This is a genomic window from Vibrio aerogenes (genome assembly GCF_024346755.1).
Taxonomy (GTDB): domain Bacteria; phylum Pseudomonadota; class Gammaproteobacteria; order Enterobacterales; family Vibrionaceae; genus Vibrio; species Vibrio aerogenes.
The window spans coordinates 647,331-662,732 of the sequence record NZ_AP024862.1 but is presented as its reverse complement, the minus strand read 5'-3'; the positions used below and the strand labels follow the sequence as shown (position 1 = coordinate 662,732).

Annotated in this window: 12 protein-coding genes; 10 read left to right on the top strand and 2 right to left on the bottom strand. The window is 45.1% G+C overall.

What is annotated here, in order from left to right; genetic code table 11:
- Positions 1-198 precede the first annotated feature (198 nt).
- The 8 genes from OCV29_RS20575 (at position 199) to OCV29_RS20540 (ending at position 9,453) form a co-directional block, all read left to right on the top strand.
- Positions 199-3,645: an acyl-[ACP]--phospholipid O-acyltransferase gene (locus OCV29_RS20575; protein WP_073601991.1), complete on the top strand. Its 3,447-nt coding sequence runs from the start codon at positions 199-201 to the stop codon at positions 3,643-3,645.
- A 264-nt stretch (positions 3,646-3,909) separates the two neighbouring features.
- Positions 3,910-4,317, top strand: coding sequence for a DUF2170 family protein (locus OCV29_RS20570; protein WP_073601990.1), 408 nt, complete (start codon positions 3,910-3,912; stop codon positions 4,315-4,317).
- Positions 4,318-4,319: 2 nt separating this feature from the next.
- Positions 4,320-5,015, top strand: coding sequence for a PspA/IM30 family protein (locus OCV29_RS20565; protein WP_073601989.1), 696 nt, complete (start codon positions 4,320-4,322; stop codon positions 5,013-5,015).
- A 4-nt stretch (positions 5,016-5,019) separates the two neighbouring features.
- The gene (locus tag OCV29_RS20560; protein WP_073601988.1) at positions 5,020-6,099 is read left to right on the top strand and encodes a potassium channel protein; all 1,080 of its coding nucleotides are present in this window, start codon (positions 5,020-5,022) and stop codon (positions 6,097-6,099) included.
- A complete protein-coding gene (locus tag OCV29_RS20555; RefSeq protein WP_073601987.1) occupies positions 6,084-6,773 on the top strand; it encodes a DUF2491 family protein in 690 nt (229 codons plus the stop codon). Before OCV29_RS20560 ends, OCV29_RS20555 begins: the two co-directional genes overlap by 16 nt.
- 5 nt (positions 6,774-6,778) lie before the next feature.
- Positions 6,779-7,204, top strand: coding sequence for a DUF350 domain-containing protein (locus tag OCV29_RS20550; RefSeq protein WP_073601986.1), 426 nt, complete (start codon positions 6,779-6,781; stop codon positions 7,202-7,204).
- Between the two features lie 70 nt (positions 7,205-7,274).
- The gene (locus OCV29_RS20545; protein ID WP_073601985.1) at positions 7,275-7,988 is read left to right on the top strand and encodes a hypothetical protein; all 714 of its coding nucleotides are present in this window, start codon (positions 7,275-7,277) and stop codon (positions 7,986-7,988) included.
- 130 nt (positions 7,989-8,118) lie between these two features.
- Positions 8,119-9,453, top strand: coding sequence for a glutathionylspermidine synthase family protein (locus tag OCV29_RS20540; protein ID WP_073601984.1), 1,335 nt, complete (start codon positions 8,119-8,121; stop codon positions 9,451-9,453).
- A 12-nt stretch (positions 9,454-9,465) separates the two neighbouring features.
- On the opposite strand, the gene OCV29_RS20535 is transcribed toward OCV29_RS20540, so the two are convergent.
- Both OCV29_RS20535 and OCV29_RS20530 read right to left on the bottom strand, forming a co-directional pair.
- A complete protein-coding gene (locus OCV29_RS20535; protein WP_073601983.1) occupies positions 9,466-10,008 on the bottom strand; it encodes a GNAT family N-acetyltransferase in 543 nt (180 codons plus the stop codon).
- Between the two features lie 63 nt (positions 10,009-10,071).
- Positions 10,072-11,622, bottom strand: a complete 1,551-nt coding sequence (locus tag OCV29_RS20530) for a DUF4365 domain-containing protein (protein WP_073601982.1) — start codon at positions 11,620-11,622, stop codon at positions 10,072-10,074.
- Positions 11,623-12,228: 606 nt separating this feature from the next.
- On the opposite strand from OCV29_RS20530, the gene OCV29_RS20525 reads away from it, so the two are divergent.
- Together OCV29_RS20525 and OCV29_RS20520 are read left to right on the top strand one after the other, a co-directional pair.
- Positions 12,229-14,586 carry an EAL domain-containing protein gene (locus OCV29_RS20525; RefSeq protein WP_073601981.1) on the top strand — a complete coding sequence of 786 codons (2,358 nt, stop codon included), beginning with the start codon at positions 12,229-12,231 and terminating at the stop codon, positions 14,584-14,586.
- Between the two features lie 245 nt (positions 14,587-14,831).
- Positions 14,832-15,398, top strand: coding sequence for a hypothetical protein (locus OCV29_RS20520; RefSeq protein WP_370737155.1), 567 nt, complete (start codon positions 14,832-14,834; stop codon positions 15,396-15,398).
- Positions 15,399-15,402 lie beyond the last annotated feature (4 nt).

Sequence of the window (15,402 nt, the reverse complement as noted above, 5' to 3'; positions counted from 1 at the left end):
TATGACCCGTTTCCATCACGTCTGTCCTTTATCTTTATCTCTATCTCTTCTTTCTGCGCTTTCTTTATCTCTCTGATTTGTTCCTCCGGGCAGAACCTGAGTGAAAAAATAAATAAAAAACATTTACAATCGAACACCGTTCAATTAAACTCCATTTCATCAATTGAACACGTGTTCGATTACAGTGGAGAATCCGTGATGAATAACGTACTGAAAATGAAAGGCTTCGTAACATTCTTACTTGTTGCATTCATGAATGCCTTTGTTGATTTAGGCCATAAAATTGTCATTCAGAATACTTTGTTCAAAAGTTTTTCTGATAATCATCAGGTCTTGATGACTGCCGTCGTCAATGCGCTGATCTTAATGCCTTTTGTATTGCTGTTTACCCCATCCGGGTTTCTGGCGGACCGATACAATAAAGTCAAAGTGATGAAAGTCAGTGCGCTGCTTGCTGTCGTCATTACCCTTCTGATCACCTGTTGTTATTATCAGGGATGGTTCTACGCCGCTTTCGGTCTGACATTTCTGCTTGCAATGCAAAGTGCCATTTATTCGCCCGCCAAATATGGCTACATCCGGGCGCTGGTTGGTGCTGAAAACTTAAGTGCCGGAAACAGCTGGGTTCAGGCGGTTTCCATGATTGCTATTCTTGCCGGCAGTGCTGTTTTCTCAGCTTTATTTGAAATGAAATTAAACTGGACAGACACCATGCAACCCGATGATATTCTGAAAAATATTTCGGTATTAGGCTGGCTGTTGGTTGCAGGCTCTGTCATTGAATGTGTCCTGGCGTTCCGCTTACCGGAAAAAGATACACCGTCTTCTGCGCCATTTAGCTGGAACGACTATCTGTGTGGTAAAGCGTTAAGCCGCAACCTGACTCTGTTATTTAAAGAAAAACCCGTGTGGCAATCGGTGTTAGGTCTTACGTTATTTCTTTCTATCAGTCAGGTGATGATTGCCGCCTTTCCTGCTTATGCAAAAAGTCATCTTGCAATCGATAATACCTTCATTGTGCAAAGCATTATTGCCATGGCCATTGTCGGTATCATGCTGGGCTCATCGCTGGCAGCAAAACACTCAGTCAACCATATCAATCTGGCTTTGATTCCATCCGGAGCGGTGATTGTTTGTGCCGGTTTATTCATTCTGCCTCAGACGACGTCGTCTGTCCTGCTTGGTCTGGTGTTTCTCACCGTCGGCGCTGGTGGTGCGCTGATGATGGTGCCGCTGAATGCGCTGATTCAGTTCCATGCCGGAGAATCTCAGACCGGTAAAATTCTGGCCGGTAACAACTTTATCCAGAATATAGGAATGCTGTTTTTCCTCGCCATTACTGTCGCATTTGCCACCACAGATGCAGACGTCTCATACCTGCTGTGGGGCTTATTCATTCTTGGAAGCATCGTTGCTCTGACCGCAGTGATTCTGCTTCCGGATGTATTGATCCGTGCCATCATGGGCAAGTTAATCGGCCATAAATATCGTTTAAAAGTACTTGGGTTTGATAATCTGCCTGAGTCCGGACGCGGGACGCTGCTGCTGGGCAATCACATCAGCTGGCTGGACTGGGCCATTGTGCAAATGGCTTCTCCGCGCCGGGTTTACTTTGTGATGGACCGTGGTATTTACCAACGCTGGTATCTGAAATGGTTATTTGACTTATTTAAAGTGATTCCTATCTCTCCGGGAAAAAGCCGTGATGCGCTGCAAAAAGTAACGGATTTACTCAATCAGGGTGAAATGGTTTGTCTGTTTCCCGAAGGCCGGATCAGTCATTTAGGCCAGCTGGGAGAGTTTAAGAAAGGATTTGAGCGGGCCTGTGCAGAAGCAAATGGTGTGATTGTACCCTTTTATCTGCGGGGCATGTGGGGAAGCTTCTTCTCACGTTCCAGCAAAAAACTGGCTCAAATCAGAAAAACAGGTATGAAACGAGATGTGATTATTGCATTTGGCCAGCCAATGGATATCCATTCCGGCGCTTCCGAAGTCAAACAAAAAGTCTTTGAGATGTCCGTTGCCGCCTGGAATGAATATGCTGAAACACTCGAAACACTCCCTGAGGCCTGGATTACCACAGCTAAAAGCCGTCCGGGTCACTGGGCTGTGACCGACAGTCAGAGCAAGCCGGTTTCTCACGCGAAATTTCTGGCTGGCAGCCTGATGTTGCAGCAGCGCGTGAAAAAACTGGCCGGGAAAAATCTGGGGCTGCTGGTTCCGACATCTTCTGCCGGACTCATGAGTAACCTCGCTGCAATGATGGCTGGTAAAACCGTCGTCAACCTCAATTACACCGCTTCAGCAGAAGCATTGCAGGCAGCAAAAGCGCAGGCAGACATTCAGAGTATTGTCACCTCACGACGCTTTATCACCAAACTTGAAAAACGTGGTATCAACTGTGAAGCCATTCTCGACGGCTGTGATGTCTTCTGGCTGGAAGACTTTAAGGCCCGATTGACGAAAACAGAAAGTCTGCTGATTATGGCTGCTGTAAAATGCCTGCCTGCCAGCTGGATTCAGGCGATCTGGTGTAAAAAACAACACCGGGATGACACCGCTGCCATTTTGTTTTCTTCCGGAAGCGAAGGCACCCCCAAAGGCGTCATGCTGACGCATAAAAACATGATAGCAAACCTGCGTCAGGTTTCAGATGTGCTCAATATGCAGGACAACGATCGCATCATGGCAACCCTGCCATTGTTCCATGCTTTCGGATTAACCGTCACCGGCATGCTGCCGCTGATTGAAGGACTGCCGGTGATTTGTCACCCGGATCCGACAGATGGCCTGAACATTGCCCGCGCCGTCGCGAAATTCGAAGCCACTATCATGTGTGCCACATCAACGTTTCTGCGGATGTACCAGCGAAACCGCCGGATTAATCCGATGATGTTCAGCTCACTGAGGACAGTCGTCTCCGGCGCAGAAAAACTCGATACCAAGGTAAAACAGGCGTTCCAGCAGAAATTCATGGTACCGGTACTTGAAGGGTATGGCACAACAGAAACCACACCGGTAGCCAGTGTCAACCTGCCCGGCCATCTGGTCAGAACTCAGGGATATATTCAGGAAGCGGCCCGTGAAGGAACTGTCGGACTGGCACTGCCGGGGACCACATTTAAAATTGTTGATCCGGTGACACTGGAAACCCTGCCAGCGGGTGAAGATGGCCTGATTCTGATTGGCGGTGCGCAAATCATGAAAGGTTATCTGGCTGATCCACAAAAAACGGCGGACGTCATTATCGAACTGGAGGGGATCCGCTGGTATAAAACCGGAGATAAAGGTCACCTGGACGAAGATGGCTATCTGACTATTGTTGACCGGTATTCGCGCTTTGCCAAACTTGCCGGAGAGATGGTGAGTCTCAGCGCCGTCGAGCAGTCAGCGAAAGAGTTGCTGGAAGAGCCGGACATGAACTTAATCGCTGTGAACTTGCCGGATGAAAAAAAAGGCGAACAAATTGTGATGCTGGTTGAAACAGAAACCACGCCGGAAACAATCAGAAAAACACTGACACAAAAAGGCATGCTGGCGCTGATGTTACCGGGAAAAATCTTTCAGGTCGCACAAATTCCTGTACTCGGCAGTGGTAAACCTGATTTTGCAGCCGCAAAGAAACTGGCAATGAACTTAAGCTAACCTCCGGATAACATCTGTTAACGACAGGAAATACATTAAACAGGGACAGTCTGCCTTATCAGAGGTCTGTCTCTTAAAGGGACAGACAGCACAATGCGTTGCCTGTCCCGGCTGTGGCATCAAAAGGTGTCAACACAAATATAAACATTTTGCATAAATATCACTTTTGACCATTTTCTTTTCAGGAATCTTTGCTAACATCGTTGGTTGATCCAGCGCGACCTATACTTTGAAACGGAAATGAATTCCCGAGGAACAAATATTATGTGGAACGCCAAAGAGCTTGCCCAATCACTTAACTGTGAAAAATTTCAGGCAGAAGCTATCACTGAGTCGTCTTTGTCTGTCATTGTAAAACAACATGCTGAACTTCCGATTGCCATGGTCATTCAGGATCAGTTTATGTTTGCCGAAGCCATTCTGGCGCGGGTTGCTGATGTACATAACCCGGATTTGCTGAACAGAAAACTGCTGAGCGTCACGAAATATCTTTCTTTATCCAGTTTTGCAATTGAGAAAATAGATGGTCAGCCGTGTTATGTGATTCTGGGTGAATCGTCCTCATCATCAACGCTGGAAAACGTTGAACTTGAGCTGGAAACTCTGGCAAGAAACGCCCTCGAAGTTGCAGAACTCATCGAAGATCATAACCAGGAAAATGAAGGTAAATAATCATGGGTCTACTAAGTAAATTGTTTAATCTGGGTGAAGCCGGTGTCAACAAAATCGAAGAAGCGATTGACGATAAATGGGGTGTTGAAATTCACGAAGCGAATATTGCTAAAGCCCGCAAAAGATTGATTGAAGCACAGGATAAAGTGGATTCGGCAGAAGCACGGGCCACGATTCAGAAAAAAGATCTCGAAGAATATGAAGCGCAGGTTGCTAAATACGAAAACAATCTGGCAGAGATGAAATCGCTGTATGAAAAAGCGGCCACCGGGGGTGACGAAGAGACCGCAACCAAATACCGTGACTTAGGTTTTCGCGTGAAAGCTGAAATCGATAAGCTGAAAAAGCAATATGCGCCGCAAATCGAAGCTTATGAGTTTTCAGTGGACTCTATCCGTGAGAACCGGGCTCTGATTGAAGAGATGACGGCTGAGATTACGCAGGAAGAGCAGATGATCAAAACTGTTCGCAGCAATCAGGCCATGATCGACGTGCATAAAGCACAAACCAAACTCAGCGAGGAGATTAAAGGCGCCTCAATCGGCGGCTCCAGCGCTGTCTCTAAGCTGCAGCGTCGTCAGGAAGAAGAACGTGAGAAAATCCGTATCCAGCGTGAACGTAAGCATCAGAAAAGCCGTTCACTGGAAGATGAACTCAACGATCTGAAGAAATCTTCAGGTGACGAAATGCCGTGGTAACCTCATGATTCTGAGAAATCCTTTGCTGCTGACGATGTTGCAACGGATTGTCGGCCAGACAAGATGGCGGCTGTTAGTCGCCATTTATCTCGGTCACTTTCTGGCAACCTGGGTGCTTTTATTTCTCTGCAATGAGCCGATTGCCGGAAACGTCTATGATTATATCTATTTTTATGTCGTTTCCAGTTCCACGATTGGTTTTGGCGACCTGTCACCGGTTACCAATGCAGGAAAACTGGTCTTTGCACTGTTGATAGCACCGATGGGAATTGCCTTGTTCGCGGTCTTACTTGCAAAACTCGGGGAACTATACTTCATATTGAGGAAGAAAATTTTGACCGGAGAAATTGAAATTCATCATTGTCAGGATCATGTCGTCATCTTTGGCTGGCAGGCAGACAGAACGCCGAAACTGATCGATCTGATTCATGCCGAAGATAAACAAGTCGTGATTGTTTCTGATGAAGAAGGCCTGGAACATCCGCTCGTTGACACCGAAACGCGTTACGTCAATGTCGGCAGCTATATCACCGAAAAAGCACTTCAGCGCTTGAGTCTGGATACCTGTACCAGTGTCGTGATTAATACCGGCGATGATGCGAAAAATTATCTCGCCTGTGTCGCCGTTGATCAATACCTGAAAAAAATTCAGGCTGATGCACATATCGTCGTCTATGCAGATAATGAAGATATTCAGGCGCTGCTGGAAAGTACCAGCCGGAAAATTGAAGTCATCTATGTTCACAAAGAACATCTTCTCTCCCGTTCCGCCCTGTTTGCCGGCAGCAGCTCATGCTCCGAAGCATTACTGAATCCCTATATTTCTGCAACGCAGTATACTCTTCAGCTTCCCGGAGAGATAAATCCCGTTGAATTTCAGCAATTATCAGGGCTTCTGCGTCAGCATTTTGGGGTCATAGCGATTGGTATCTCTGATAAAGACGATAAACTTGGCAGAAATCTGGTCCTGAATCCGGTTGATTCGGTTCAGCTGAAGGCCGGTGATTATGTCCATTATATTGCCAACACACCCATCGATCTCACACACAGTAAATTTGAGAACCTGTTATGTTCAACAAACTAAAAACATTGTTTGAATTGAAAACAGATCGCATCCCTGATGTTCAGGATATGAACGAACTGGCCACAAAAGGCATTGATTTAAACAGCCTGATTACCGTGGATTACCCACTGCTTGATTTAACGCCTTCGCTGATTTTTTCTTTGGGCGATAAAACCAAAAAAATCACCGGAAAGTCCAGTGCCTCAGAACGGGGAGAGCACACGCATCGTTTCTACACAGAAGACGATTACTTCTTTCAGTTTGATTTCTTCGGTGAGAATAAACGGGAGAACCTGAACCGCCTGGCTGTTTTTTCGTACCTGCTGGATGAAGGGGAAGCAATTGTTCCCGGTGATGAAGCTGCTGCTGCGCGCTGGCGACAGCTGATCGAAGATAAAGATACTTACACCTACGCCGGACAGATTTACCAACGTATTACCAGTGGTGTGCTTGGCGGTCTTGAAGTTGTCGAGCTCGTCGGTGATGACCTCAATACACTGGAAAATAACTTCGCTGTCTTTGCCCGGGAAATCTCTGATGATTTCTTTGAATTTCTGATTATCAATATGGAGCAGGAAGTTTCTGTTGATGATGACGACAATGTGTCCGGTTATGGCGATATGACCGCGACCATGGCCATTGGTGTTTCTATTCCTCATTCTCAACTTACAGTTAACCCAAATCAAGGTAAATAACCACCATGTTTAACTCTGAACATTTTAACTTAATGGAATCTCTTTCAGGCGTACTGCCTTTCCTTGCCTATTTTATTACTGCCGTCGTAATGACCGGGATTTTTACCTTTCTGTATACGCTTTCAACCCCGCATGATGAACTGAAGCTCATTAAAGAAAATAACGTCTCAGCGGCGATTTCTTTCGTCGGAGCACTGATTGGCTTTATTATCCCGCTCACCACCGCGATGAATGTGTCGGCCAATATTGTCGACTTTGTCATTTGGGGGATTATCGCGCTGCTGGTCCAGATCATTCTGTTTTATCTCATCCGTTTTCCTTTTCCGAAAGTCATTGAACGTATCAAAAACGGAGAAGCTGCAATGGGTATTCTGATTGCAGGTATTTCTATCGCTATCGGTGCTTTAAATGCAACCGCGATGAACTACTAATCTCTGCCCAAAATTTGACAGGTATCTGTTCAATGACGAATTCATTTAAAAATATAACTGCGGAATTATTATGAAAAGGGAAACGATCGCCTTAGTCAGTGGCGCAGTATTACTGACAGGATGCGGTGAAGAACCACCCAAAGTCGTTTACAGGGATCCGACACCGGAACAAATTCAGGCCGCCGTTGATCAGGCGCTTCTGAAACTCAACAAAGAACAGGAAGAGCTGAAATCATTTGTTTCTGAAATAAAGAAAACAAATCCGGATATTGTTGATGCCCGCTATGACTATGATGCAAATGGCGAAAAAGTGATTAAAATTGCCATGGAAGATCGAAATCATAGCTCAGGCCTGGTTGAGTATGCTTTACCAATTGCCACAGGAGCACTGGCCGGATATGCCGGGGCAAGACTGGCTCAGAAACTTCACTCGTATACGCGCCGAGGCGGAAATGGTTACGGCGATTGTGATCTTGAAGACTTGCTGACCAACGATATCGATTGCCGAAGATACAGCCGGCCTTCATTTTTCAATACCTACCCTTCTTATCGTTACTCAAGCTGGAACCGCTATCAGACGGTTGCCCGCAAAGAACGGAAAGTCTATAGCGCCAAAACAACCCGGAAAACAGCCGCTGAACGAGCCAACCAGATCAAAAGTAAGTCGAAAAGTCATTATTCCAAGTCGACTTTATCCCAGTCGAGGCAAGCTTTTTCGACCAAGCGTTCTTCAAGCCGTTCAAGCTCGATGAGCTGGGGAAGTTCCCGTTCCTGGGGCGGTTAAGTGAGTCGCATCCGGTACAAACAAACACTCCGGACAACAAACTCCGGTGGTTTGTTTGAAATATTCGTCTGAAAGAGAGATTCGTCAGAAAATAGCCAGGGTCTGTTGACCCTGGCTTGAAAAGTTTACCATGAGAAAAATCACACTGAATGTCGTTCCGGATTATGATCAACTGGAGGACGATTGCCCCCGTACAACCGCAATTGCCGCACTTCATGGCGACCAAACGCCATTGACACCACTGCAAGATGAATTTGTATTTCCGGAGAACCAATCCGGTCAAACTCCGTTTTACACGTTCACCCGTGAGGAAGTCAAAGCACTGAATATTGCGTCCGAGCAGGTTTATAATTTGCTGGCTGATTCGCTCGATTTTCTTTTCAGTGCCAAATACCGGCATCTGATTCCTGAGTTTTACGGCAAAGAATTTATTCAGGCCTATCCGGAATTTGTCGATTACGCCATTTACACCTTTCAAAATGAGCATGAAGCTATTTATGGCCGCTTTGACATTGCCTATGACTTTGAACAGGGAAAAGTCCTCGGGTTTTATGAAGGGAACCTCGATACACCGACGATGTATTATGACAGTGTGGTGATGCAGCACCATTTGCTCACCCGGCTGGGACGTGAGCAGGCACAGTACAATCTGCATCAGGAAAATCTGGCTAAAAATATCCGCAAAGTTTTAGGCCCGCAGGAAAAACGTATTGCTTTTTTATGTGATACGAACATCACCGAAGACTGCATCACAACAGAACTGCTTTTCCACACATTTAATGATCATTGCGACGATATCGTTCTGTTTTCAGATATCAACCAGCTCAGATATGACTTTTCTGCCAGCCGCAACAAATGGGTGCTGGATGAGATCGAAGTTGATGTCATATTTACTTTATATCCCTGGGAAGATATGGTCGCCGATTTATACGCGGACTCCCCTAACCCACTCACAGAGTGGCAAAAATGGGCTGGTAAAACCCGCTTTCTTGAACCGGCGTGGCGTTGGTTTATTTCAAACAAAGGTGTCTGGGCCTGGCTGACTTATCTGAAAGATGTGCTTGCTGCTGACGATCCGGCGCTGGCTCAGTTTGTTCACGAAAATGAAGCCGCATGGCAATATGTGATTCCTTCTTATATGGACAAACCGCCCTGGCTGAAAAACTATGTCCGTAAACCACTTCAGGGCCGGATGAGCAACAATATCGGCTTCTATGAAAATGACCAGCTGACTCATGAAACGGAAGGATTCTATGCTGAAGACGACTGTATTTATCAGGCTGTTTGTCCAACCACATCAGCAGATGGTGGCCACACACGCGCAATTGTCTGTACCTGGCTCGCGCCATGGGATCAAGGACTCCCGCTGGATATGGAGTCATCAGGCATTGCTGTGCGGGAATTCACCGGTGAAGTACTGAAAGTCAAACACGAACGCTTTATGCCACATATTGTGACGGATTAAATTTGTATCCGCTTATTCTGGGTAAGTCTTGCTGTAAATGGCTGTATGCGCCAGTTTTCCTGATGGTAACCGCCGGGCATTGCGGAGGATGCCATCAAACTGATAACCACAACGTTCAGCAACTGCCCGGCTTTTCATGTTGCAGGAGGCCGCTTTGATCTCAATCCGCAGCGCTCCGAATTTTTCAATCGCATATTGCTCCACAAGCCCCACAGCTTCTGAGGCATAGCCGTGACCTGTCACCGATGTCCTGAGCCAGTAGCCAATTTCAAAATATGGCACGGACATATCACGGATAATTAATCCAATCATCCCAAGTAAGCAATTCGTCTGCCGGTGCCAGATAGTCAGTCTGAGCTCTTTCTGACAAGTCTCAAAATTCTGTATCGCCTCCTCCGTTGTGCTGACAACAAACGCCTGTGTCATGTGCTCTGGTACCCAGGGAAGATATTCTTCCAGTACGGTTTTACTTTCTTGTATAGCATCATAAACTTCAGCCGCATGGGCAACAGACGGAGCCGTCAGTCTGATACGGGATGTTTCTGAATTCAGCATATATTCTCCTTTCAAATGATTTTACAGGGACAGGCATATTGGGGCCGACATATTGGGGTCAGGTCAAACAGATAAAATCAGTGCCGGTAAATACCATCTCACCAATAAAAGCAGCCATACAATCATCAGGCAAATACACTGAATGGTACTATCCTGGCAAAACAGTTCCGACATCGTTAATCCATATTCTGGTATTTCTGTATTCATAACAAGTTTTATCCCAATGATCAGGCTGGTCCCGGAATAGAAATAAAACATCCCTCTTTTCAATCTGAATACCAAGGTCCGGATTCGCCCGGAATAATACTGAACGCCGGGTTCAATCGTCCGGTAAAAACACCAGCTCAACCATATGCCGGTATGTAATAACAGAATACTGCCACCGTCGGAGATAAAAAATTCATTCATTAACTGGAAGATTGAAACATGGTCATCAGCATCAAGACTGGCACCCAATAAAAGGAAGAGGCAATAAATGGTATAGAGATAGAAACAGCTGCCTTTGATTAAAAAAAGCAACTCAGTCACCCCCTGTGAATAACGCTTTCGCTTTCCGGGTAAATAGCCGCGGAAAAATAATAATAAACCGATCATCACCAGAGTCAGTATCGTCAGCATGCTTCCGGGCTGAGAAAACACCGACTTTATCTGGATGAATGAAAAATTACGGTGCGAATCCAGACTCGAAGAAAGCAGTAACATCAGACAAAATATACAGTACAGATAGAAAAAAAACCGTTTTGCCAAATAATTCAGCTCAACAATGAGTCTGGGTCTGAGTGTTATTTTTTCTTTGTACTTTGTCACATATTTCAGTACCAGAGAAATAGCCAGATGACGAAAACGGAGTGAATAGCGAATAAACCAAAAGCACCATAGTCCAAGCACAACAAACAGCGACCCTTCCTCTCCGGGAGATTGCAGGGAACGCACTAAAGAATGAAAAGCAAAATACCCATCATGACCCAGGCTGTCCCTGAACAACGTAAATAAACAAAAAGCAGAATAGATATAAAAACAATATCGCTTAAAGGCTGCAGTCCATTGTTTTTTGCGAAGGATGCTGGGCCGGACCTCTTCGCTGCTTTTCTCCTCAGATTGATTCTTTGGTGTGGCCACAGACGTACAAACAGCCTGCATCACGGTTTCATTTTGACCATCCTGAACGGACGTGTTTTTAATAAACCGGAATAAGTGCTGCTTTGTTTCCTGATCCACCTGCTGTGAAAAAGGTATCGTTATTTTCCACCCCTTCGATGTATATTCCACAGTTTTCTGACAGATTGACTGCCAATATACAATTCCCTTTTGTATATCACACAAAACAATTAAGACTGGTAATGAATGACCAAGCCAGTATTCTAAATGTGCAATATTTCCGCGGTATACAAAGCCCGTTTCATTCCTTTCACGAAACCATGACTTTCCTGATTTAATCTGCAACGCAATTAATTCACCGGAAGCCAGACTATCCTCTTTTATACGCTCAATATGGGCATCAATACCACAATCACTGACCGGTTGTTCACGAAATATATAGCCATGTTTTTCAAACATCAGTCCCGTCAGCTGTACACCAATTCTGCTGATATTTGCTCTTTGTGAAAATTTCATACAAGTTATTCACCGGAATTCCATGCCATTGCAGAGTTCTCCGTCTCACAATAGCGAACCTAACCTAAGCTGATCTGAATTTAATCAGTAAATTATAATTTTATCACTAAAAAATGTTATCATAACATCCTGATATATCGAATGAAATACTCTATTTCAGATGAAATAAAACACTTAATTATGAAACTTCACACAATCACAGGATTAATTAAAAAATACAGTCGACGGTATAAAACAATGTTTTTTACATTGTGCGAGAACTGTATAAAAAGGCAAACCAGCATGAATATTAATCTGGTAAATAAAAAAATAAACCATTATTGAACACAAAAGACAAAGAATATATCTCAGATCACCTCAAGTCTGTGCTTGGCAAAAGTTGACTGGCTGCTGGTTAGAGCGTGTTTATCTTTCATAGCCTCCAACAGGAACGGCGATGAAAGATAAACACGCTCCAGGGTCTGTTCCCTGATTCATATCTCAAATTCAACTGATTCATCATTTCGCTTGCAAAAAACAGAAACATTGAGATAATCCGGAACCGCTCCAGCCACTTCCTGAGACCGGGTTACATTCAGGATCCTGACTTTAACGGAGATAGTCATCATGTTGCGCTTTCGCAGTATTCAAATGCAAATTCTGCTTTCGTTTTTAGCCCTGTTGATCACGGTTCAGTGCATCCTCTTTTATTCTGTTTACCAGTCAAATTTTCAGGCCGGTCAGGAACAAACACAGCTCAGGCTAAATACTGCCAGAGCCGTTTTGCAGAATCAGCTGGAAGAAAGACGCAAATTCCTGTCAGATTTTGCATTAACTGTGGCCAAAGACTTCGGGCTCAAACAAGCGTTCAGTGAAGATGCGCAAAAGTTTGCTGCCGCACTCAATAATCACCGGCAACGGATTGATGCTGATTTAACGCTGGCTCTGGATAAGGAGGGAAATTTAATGACCAAACTTATCTATGATAAAGCCACCCGGGAAACGCATCCGGAACAATCGACATCATTGCTCAATCATGGCCTAACCCGGCTTTCATCTCATGAGCAACAAATTTTTCATCAAAGCGACAACACAATTTACCAGACGATTCTGGTCCCGCTCAAAAGTGACACACAAATTATCGCGTGGATAGGATTTGGATTTGCACTGGATACGGAGCTGGCCAGACATCTCGCTTTATTAACCGGCATGAACGTCGATTTAGCTTACTATCATCGCCGATCGGTTCCTCCGGTCACACCGGACAATACATGGCTTCTTTTTGCGACCAGTAATACTCAATTGCCTGCAAAGATAAACCACAGCGAGCACTTCAGACCGCTGATCGAGGCAGATAATCCTGATTATGTGTCGACATGGCGTCCGGTTGGCACCATGGATAACAAAACCATTGTGGCGGTTTTATATGATTCCCGTGATGATCTGCTGGCGACATTCACAAAACGCTGGTTTCATATTCTGCTTGTTGTCGTCGGTACTTTTGGTTTTTCAATTATTGCTGCGTATAAACTGTCCAAAAATATTGCCCAGCCCCTCAGAATTTTTGCAGCAAAAACCAAACAGGTTGCCCAGGGCACCTGTCAGCCAATTCTGACAGTCAACCGCAGAGATGAACTGGGAGTGCTGGCCAATGAATTTAATCTCATGAATTGTGCGATTGCCGAACGCCAGCAGGCACTGAATTTTCTGGCTTACCATTCAGATTTAACCCATCTGCCAAACAAGAAAAAGCTTTCAGAAGATATTGACTCCCGGATTCAGGCCGGAGAAGGCCCCTTTTGTCTGATCCGTTTCAGGCTGGCAGAGTTTATTGATTTAAATTACAGCCTCGGTATTGATACCGGCGATGAATTGCAGATTGCCACAGCAAACATGTTGTTACGGTCAGATCAAAACGCACAATTTTATCAGCTGGAATCTGCTGAATTTGCAGCACTGGTCCCATTGACTGAATCAACCGTCTCTCATCAACCTGTTCATCTGATTTCAGACAATGATGAAGTCCGCTGCCATCTACAGCATATTTCAGTCACTGTGCACCGAATCTCTGGCTTTTGCTATTATCCCAAACATGGCAATACAGCAAGGGAACTGGTTCATAATGCCGGGATTGCCCTGCAGGAAGCCCTCAAACTGAACATGCCATCAGTCGAATTTGCGACCCGCATGGCCGATCAGGCAATTAGCCGGGTCAAACTGATCAATGACCTTTCCGAAGCAATCCGCTCCAGCCAGCTGGCCCTTTTCTATCAGCCCAAACTGAATTTAAAAACAAAGCAGATCGATAAAGCTGAAGCGCTGGTTCGCTGGCACCATCCTTCACGGGGCATGATTTCTCCGGATGAATTTATTCATATTGCAGAAACTACAGGACAAATTAATGCTTTAACAGACTGGGTCCTGCATGCTGCGATGTCCCAGGTTGCGCAATGGCGACAGCAGGGAATTAACCTGAATGTGGCGGTCAATATTTCTGCCATCAACCTCAAACAGGCAGGCTTTGCTCAAAAAATAACCGCCCTGTTTGAGCAATATGGATTACCAATTGATGCAATTTCTCTCGAAATTACAGAAAGTACACTTGCCGACGATCCGGAATATGCTTTGTCTGTCCTCCGCCACCTCTCTGAGCAGGGACTGGCAATTTCTATTGATGATTACGGGACCGGCTACTCCTCACTATCCCAGCTGAAAAATCTGCCCGCCAGTGAGCTGAAAATAGACAAAGCATTTATCCTCAATGTCGCTGAAAATATGCAGGACCAGCATATCGCACTGTCGACTATCCGGCTTGCGCATCAATTTCGCTTACAAACGGTGGCTGAAGGGGTGGAAACTCAGGAAGCCATCGACTGGCTGGCACAGCATGGCTGCGAATATGCCCAGGGTTACCATATCAGCCGTCCGGTTCCTGCAGATGAACTGGCTGTGTTCATCAGACAACAAAATAAAACATTCACCTGAATACCTTTTCGTCCCTGCGGGTGGATTTTCCCGCCGGGACGAAAGCCATCGACGCAATCATCAAAATCCTGAAAAAACTGATTGATAACAACAGCCCAGACCATTGACGCCTTGTTCACATCATACAAATTTATCTGCTGCATCCCTCACTATTGACACGACAATCAATTTAATTGAGTGAAATATTTAGCATTTCATGAACACTCCCCTATATTTATTTTACTGTCTTTGTCAAAGGAAAACTGATCATGAAACAATGGCTTTTAATCACGCTAGCAGCAATCCCTACATTTTTATCTGCAAATGAGTATGAAGCACAACTGAAAGAACTGGCTTTTTCTAAAATTGAACCCCTGACAACTCAGCCTGATGTGATTGATGCCATTAAAGCCCAAAACGTAAAAAATGCGTCATTATCGGAAAATCAGATTATTGAACTGGATAACACCTGGCGAGCTGAAGTCAGCGCTTCAAACCCCACCCTGATCAATCAGGTCCTGAATAATCCCTTATCCATGAAACTGAAAGAAACGCAGGAGATGAGTGAAGGCATGTTTACTGAAATCTTCATCATGGATAACAAGGGACTGAATGTCGGTCAAAGCTCAATGACTTCAGACTATTGGCAGGGTGATGAAGCTAAGTGGCAGCAAACCTATCTTAAAGGTCCTAAGTCAATTCACATCAGTGAAGTCGAAGAAGATGAATCGACCCAGACATTCCAGTCTCAGGTCAGTATGAGCATTACAGATCCATCATCCGGACAGGTTATTGGAGCAATTACTGTTGGTGTCAATATCGAAGAACTCTGAAAAC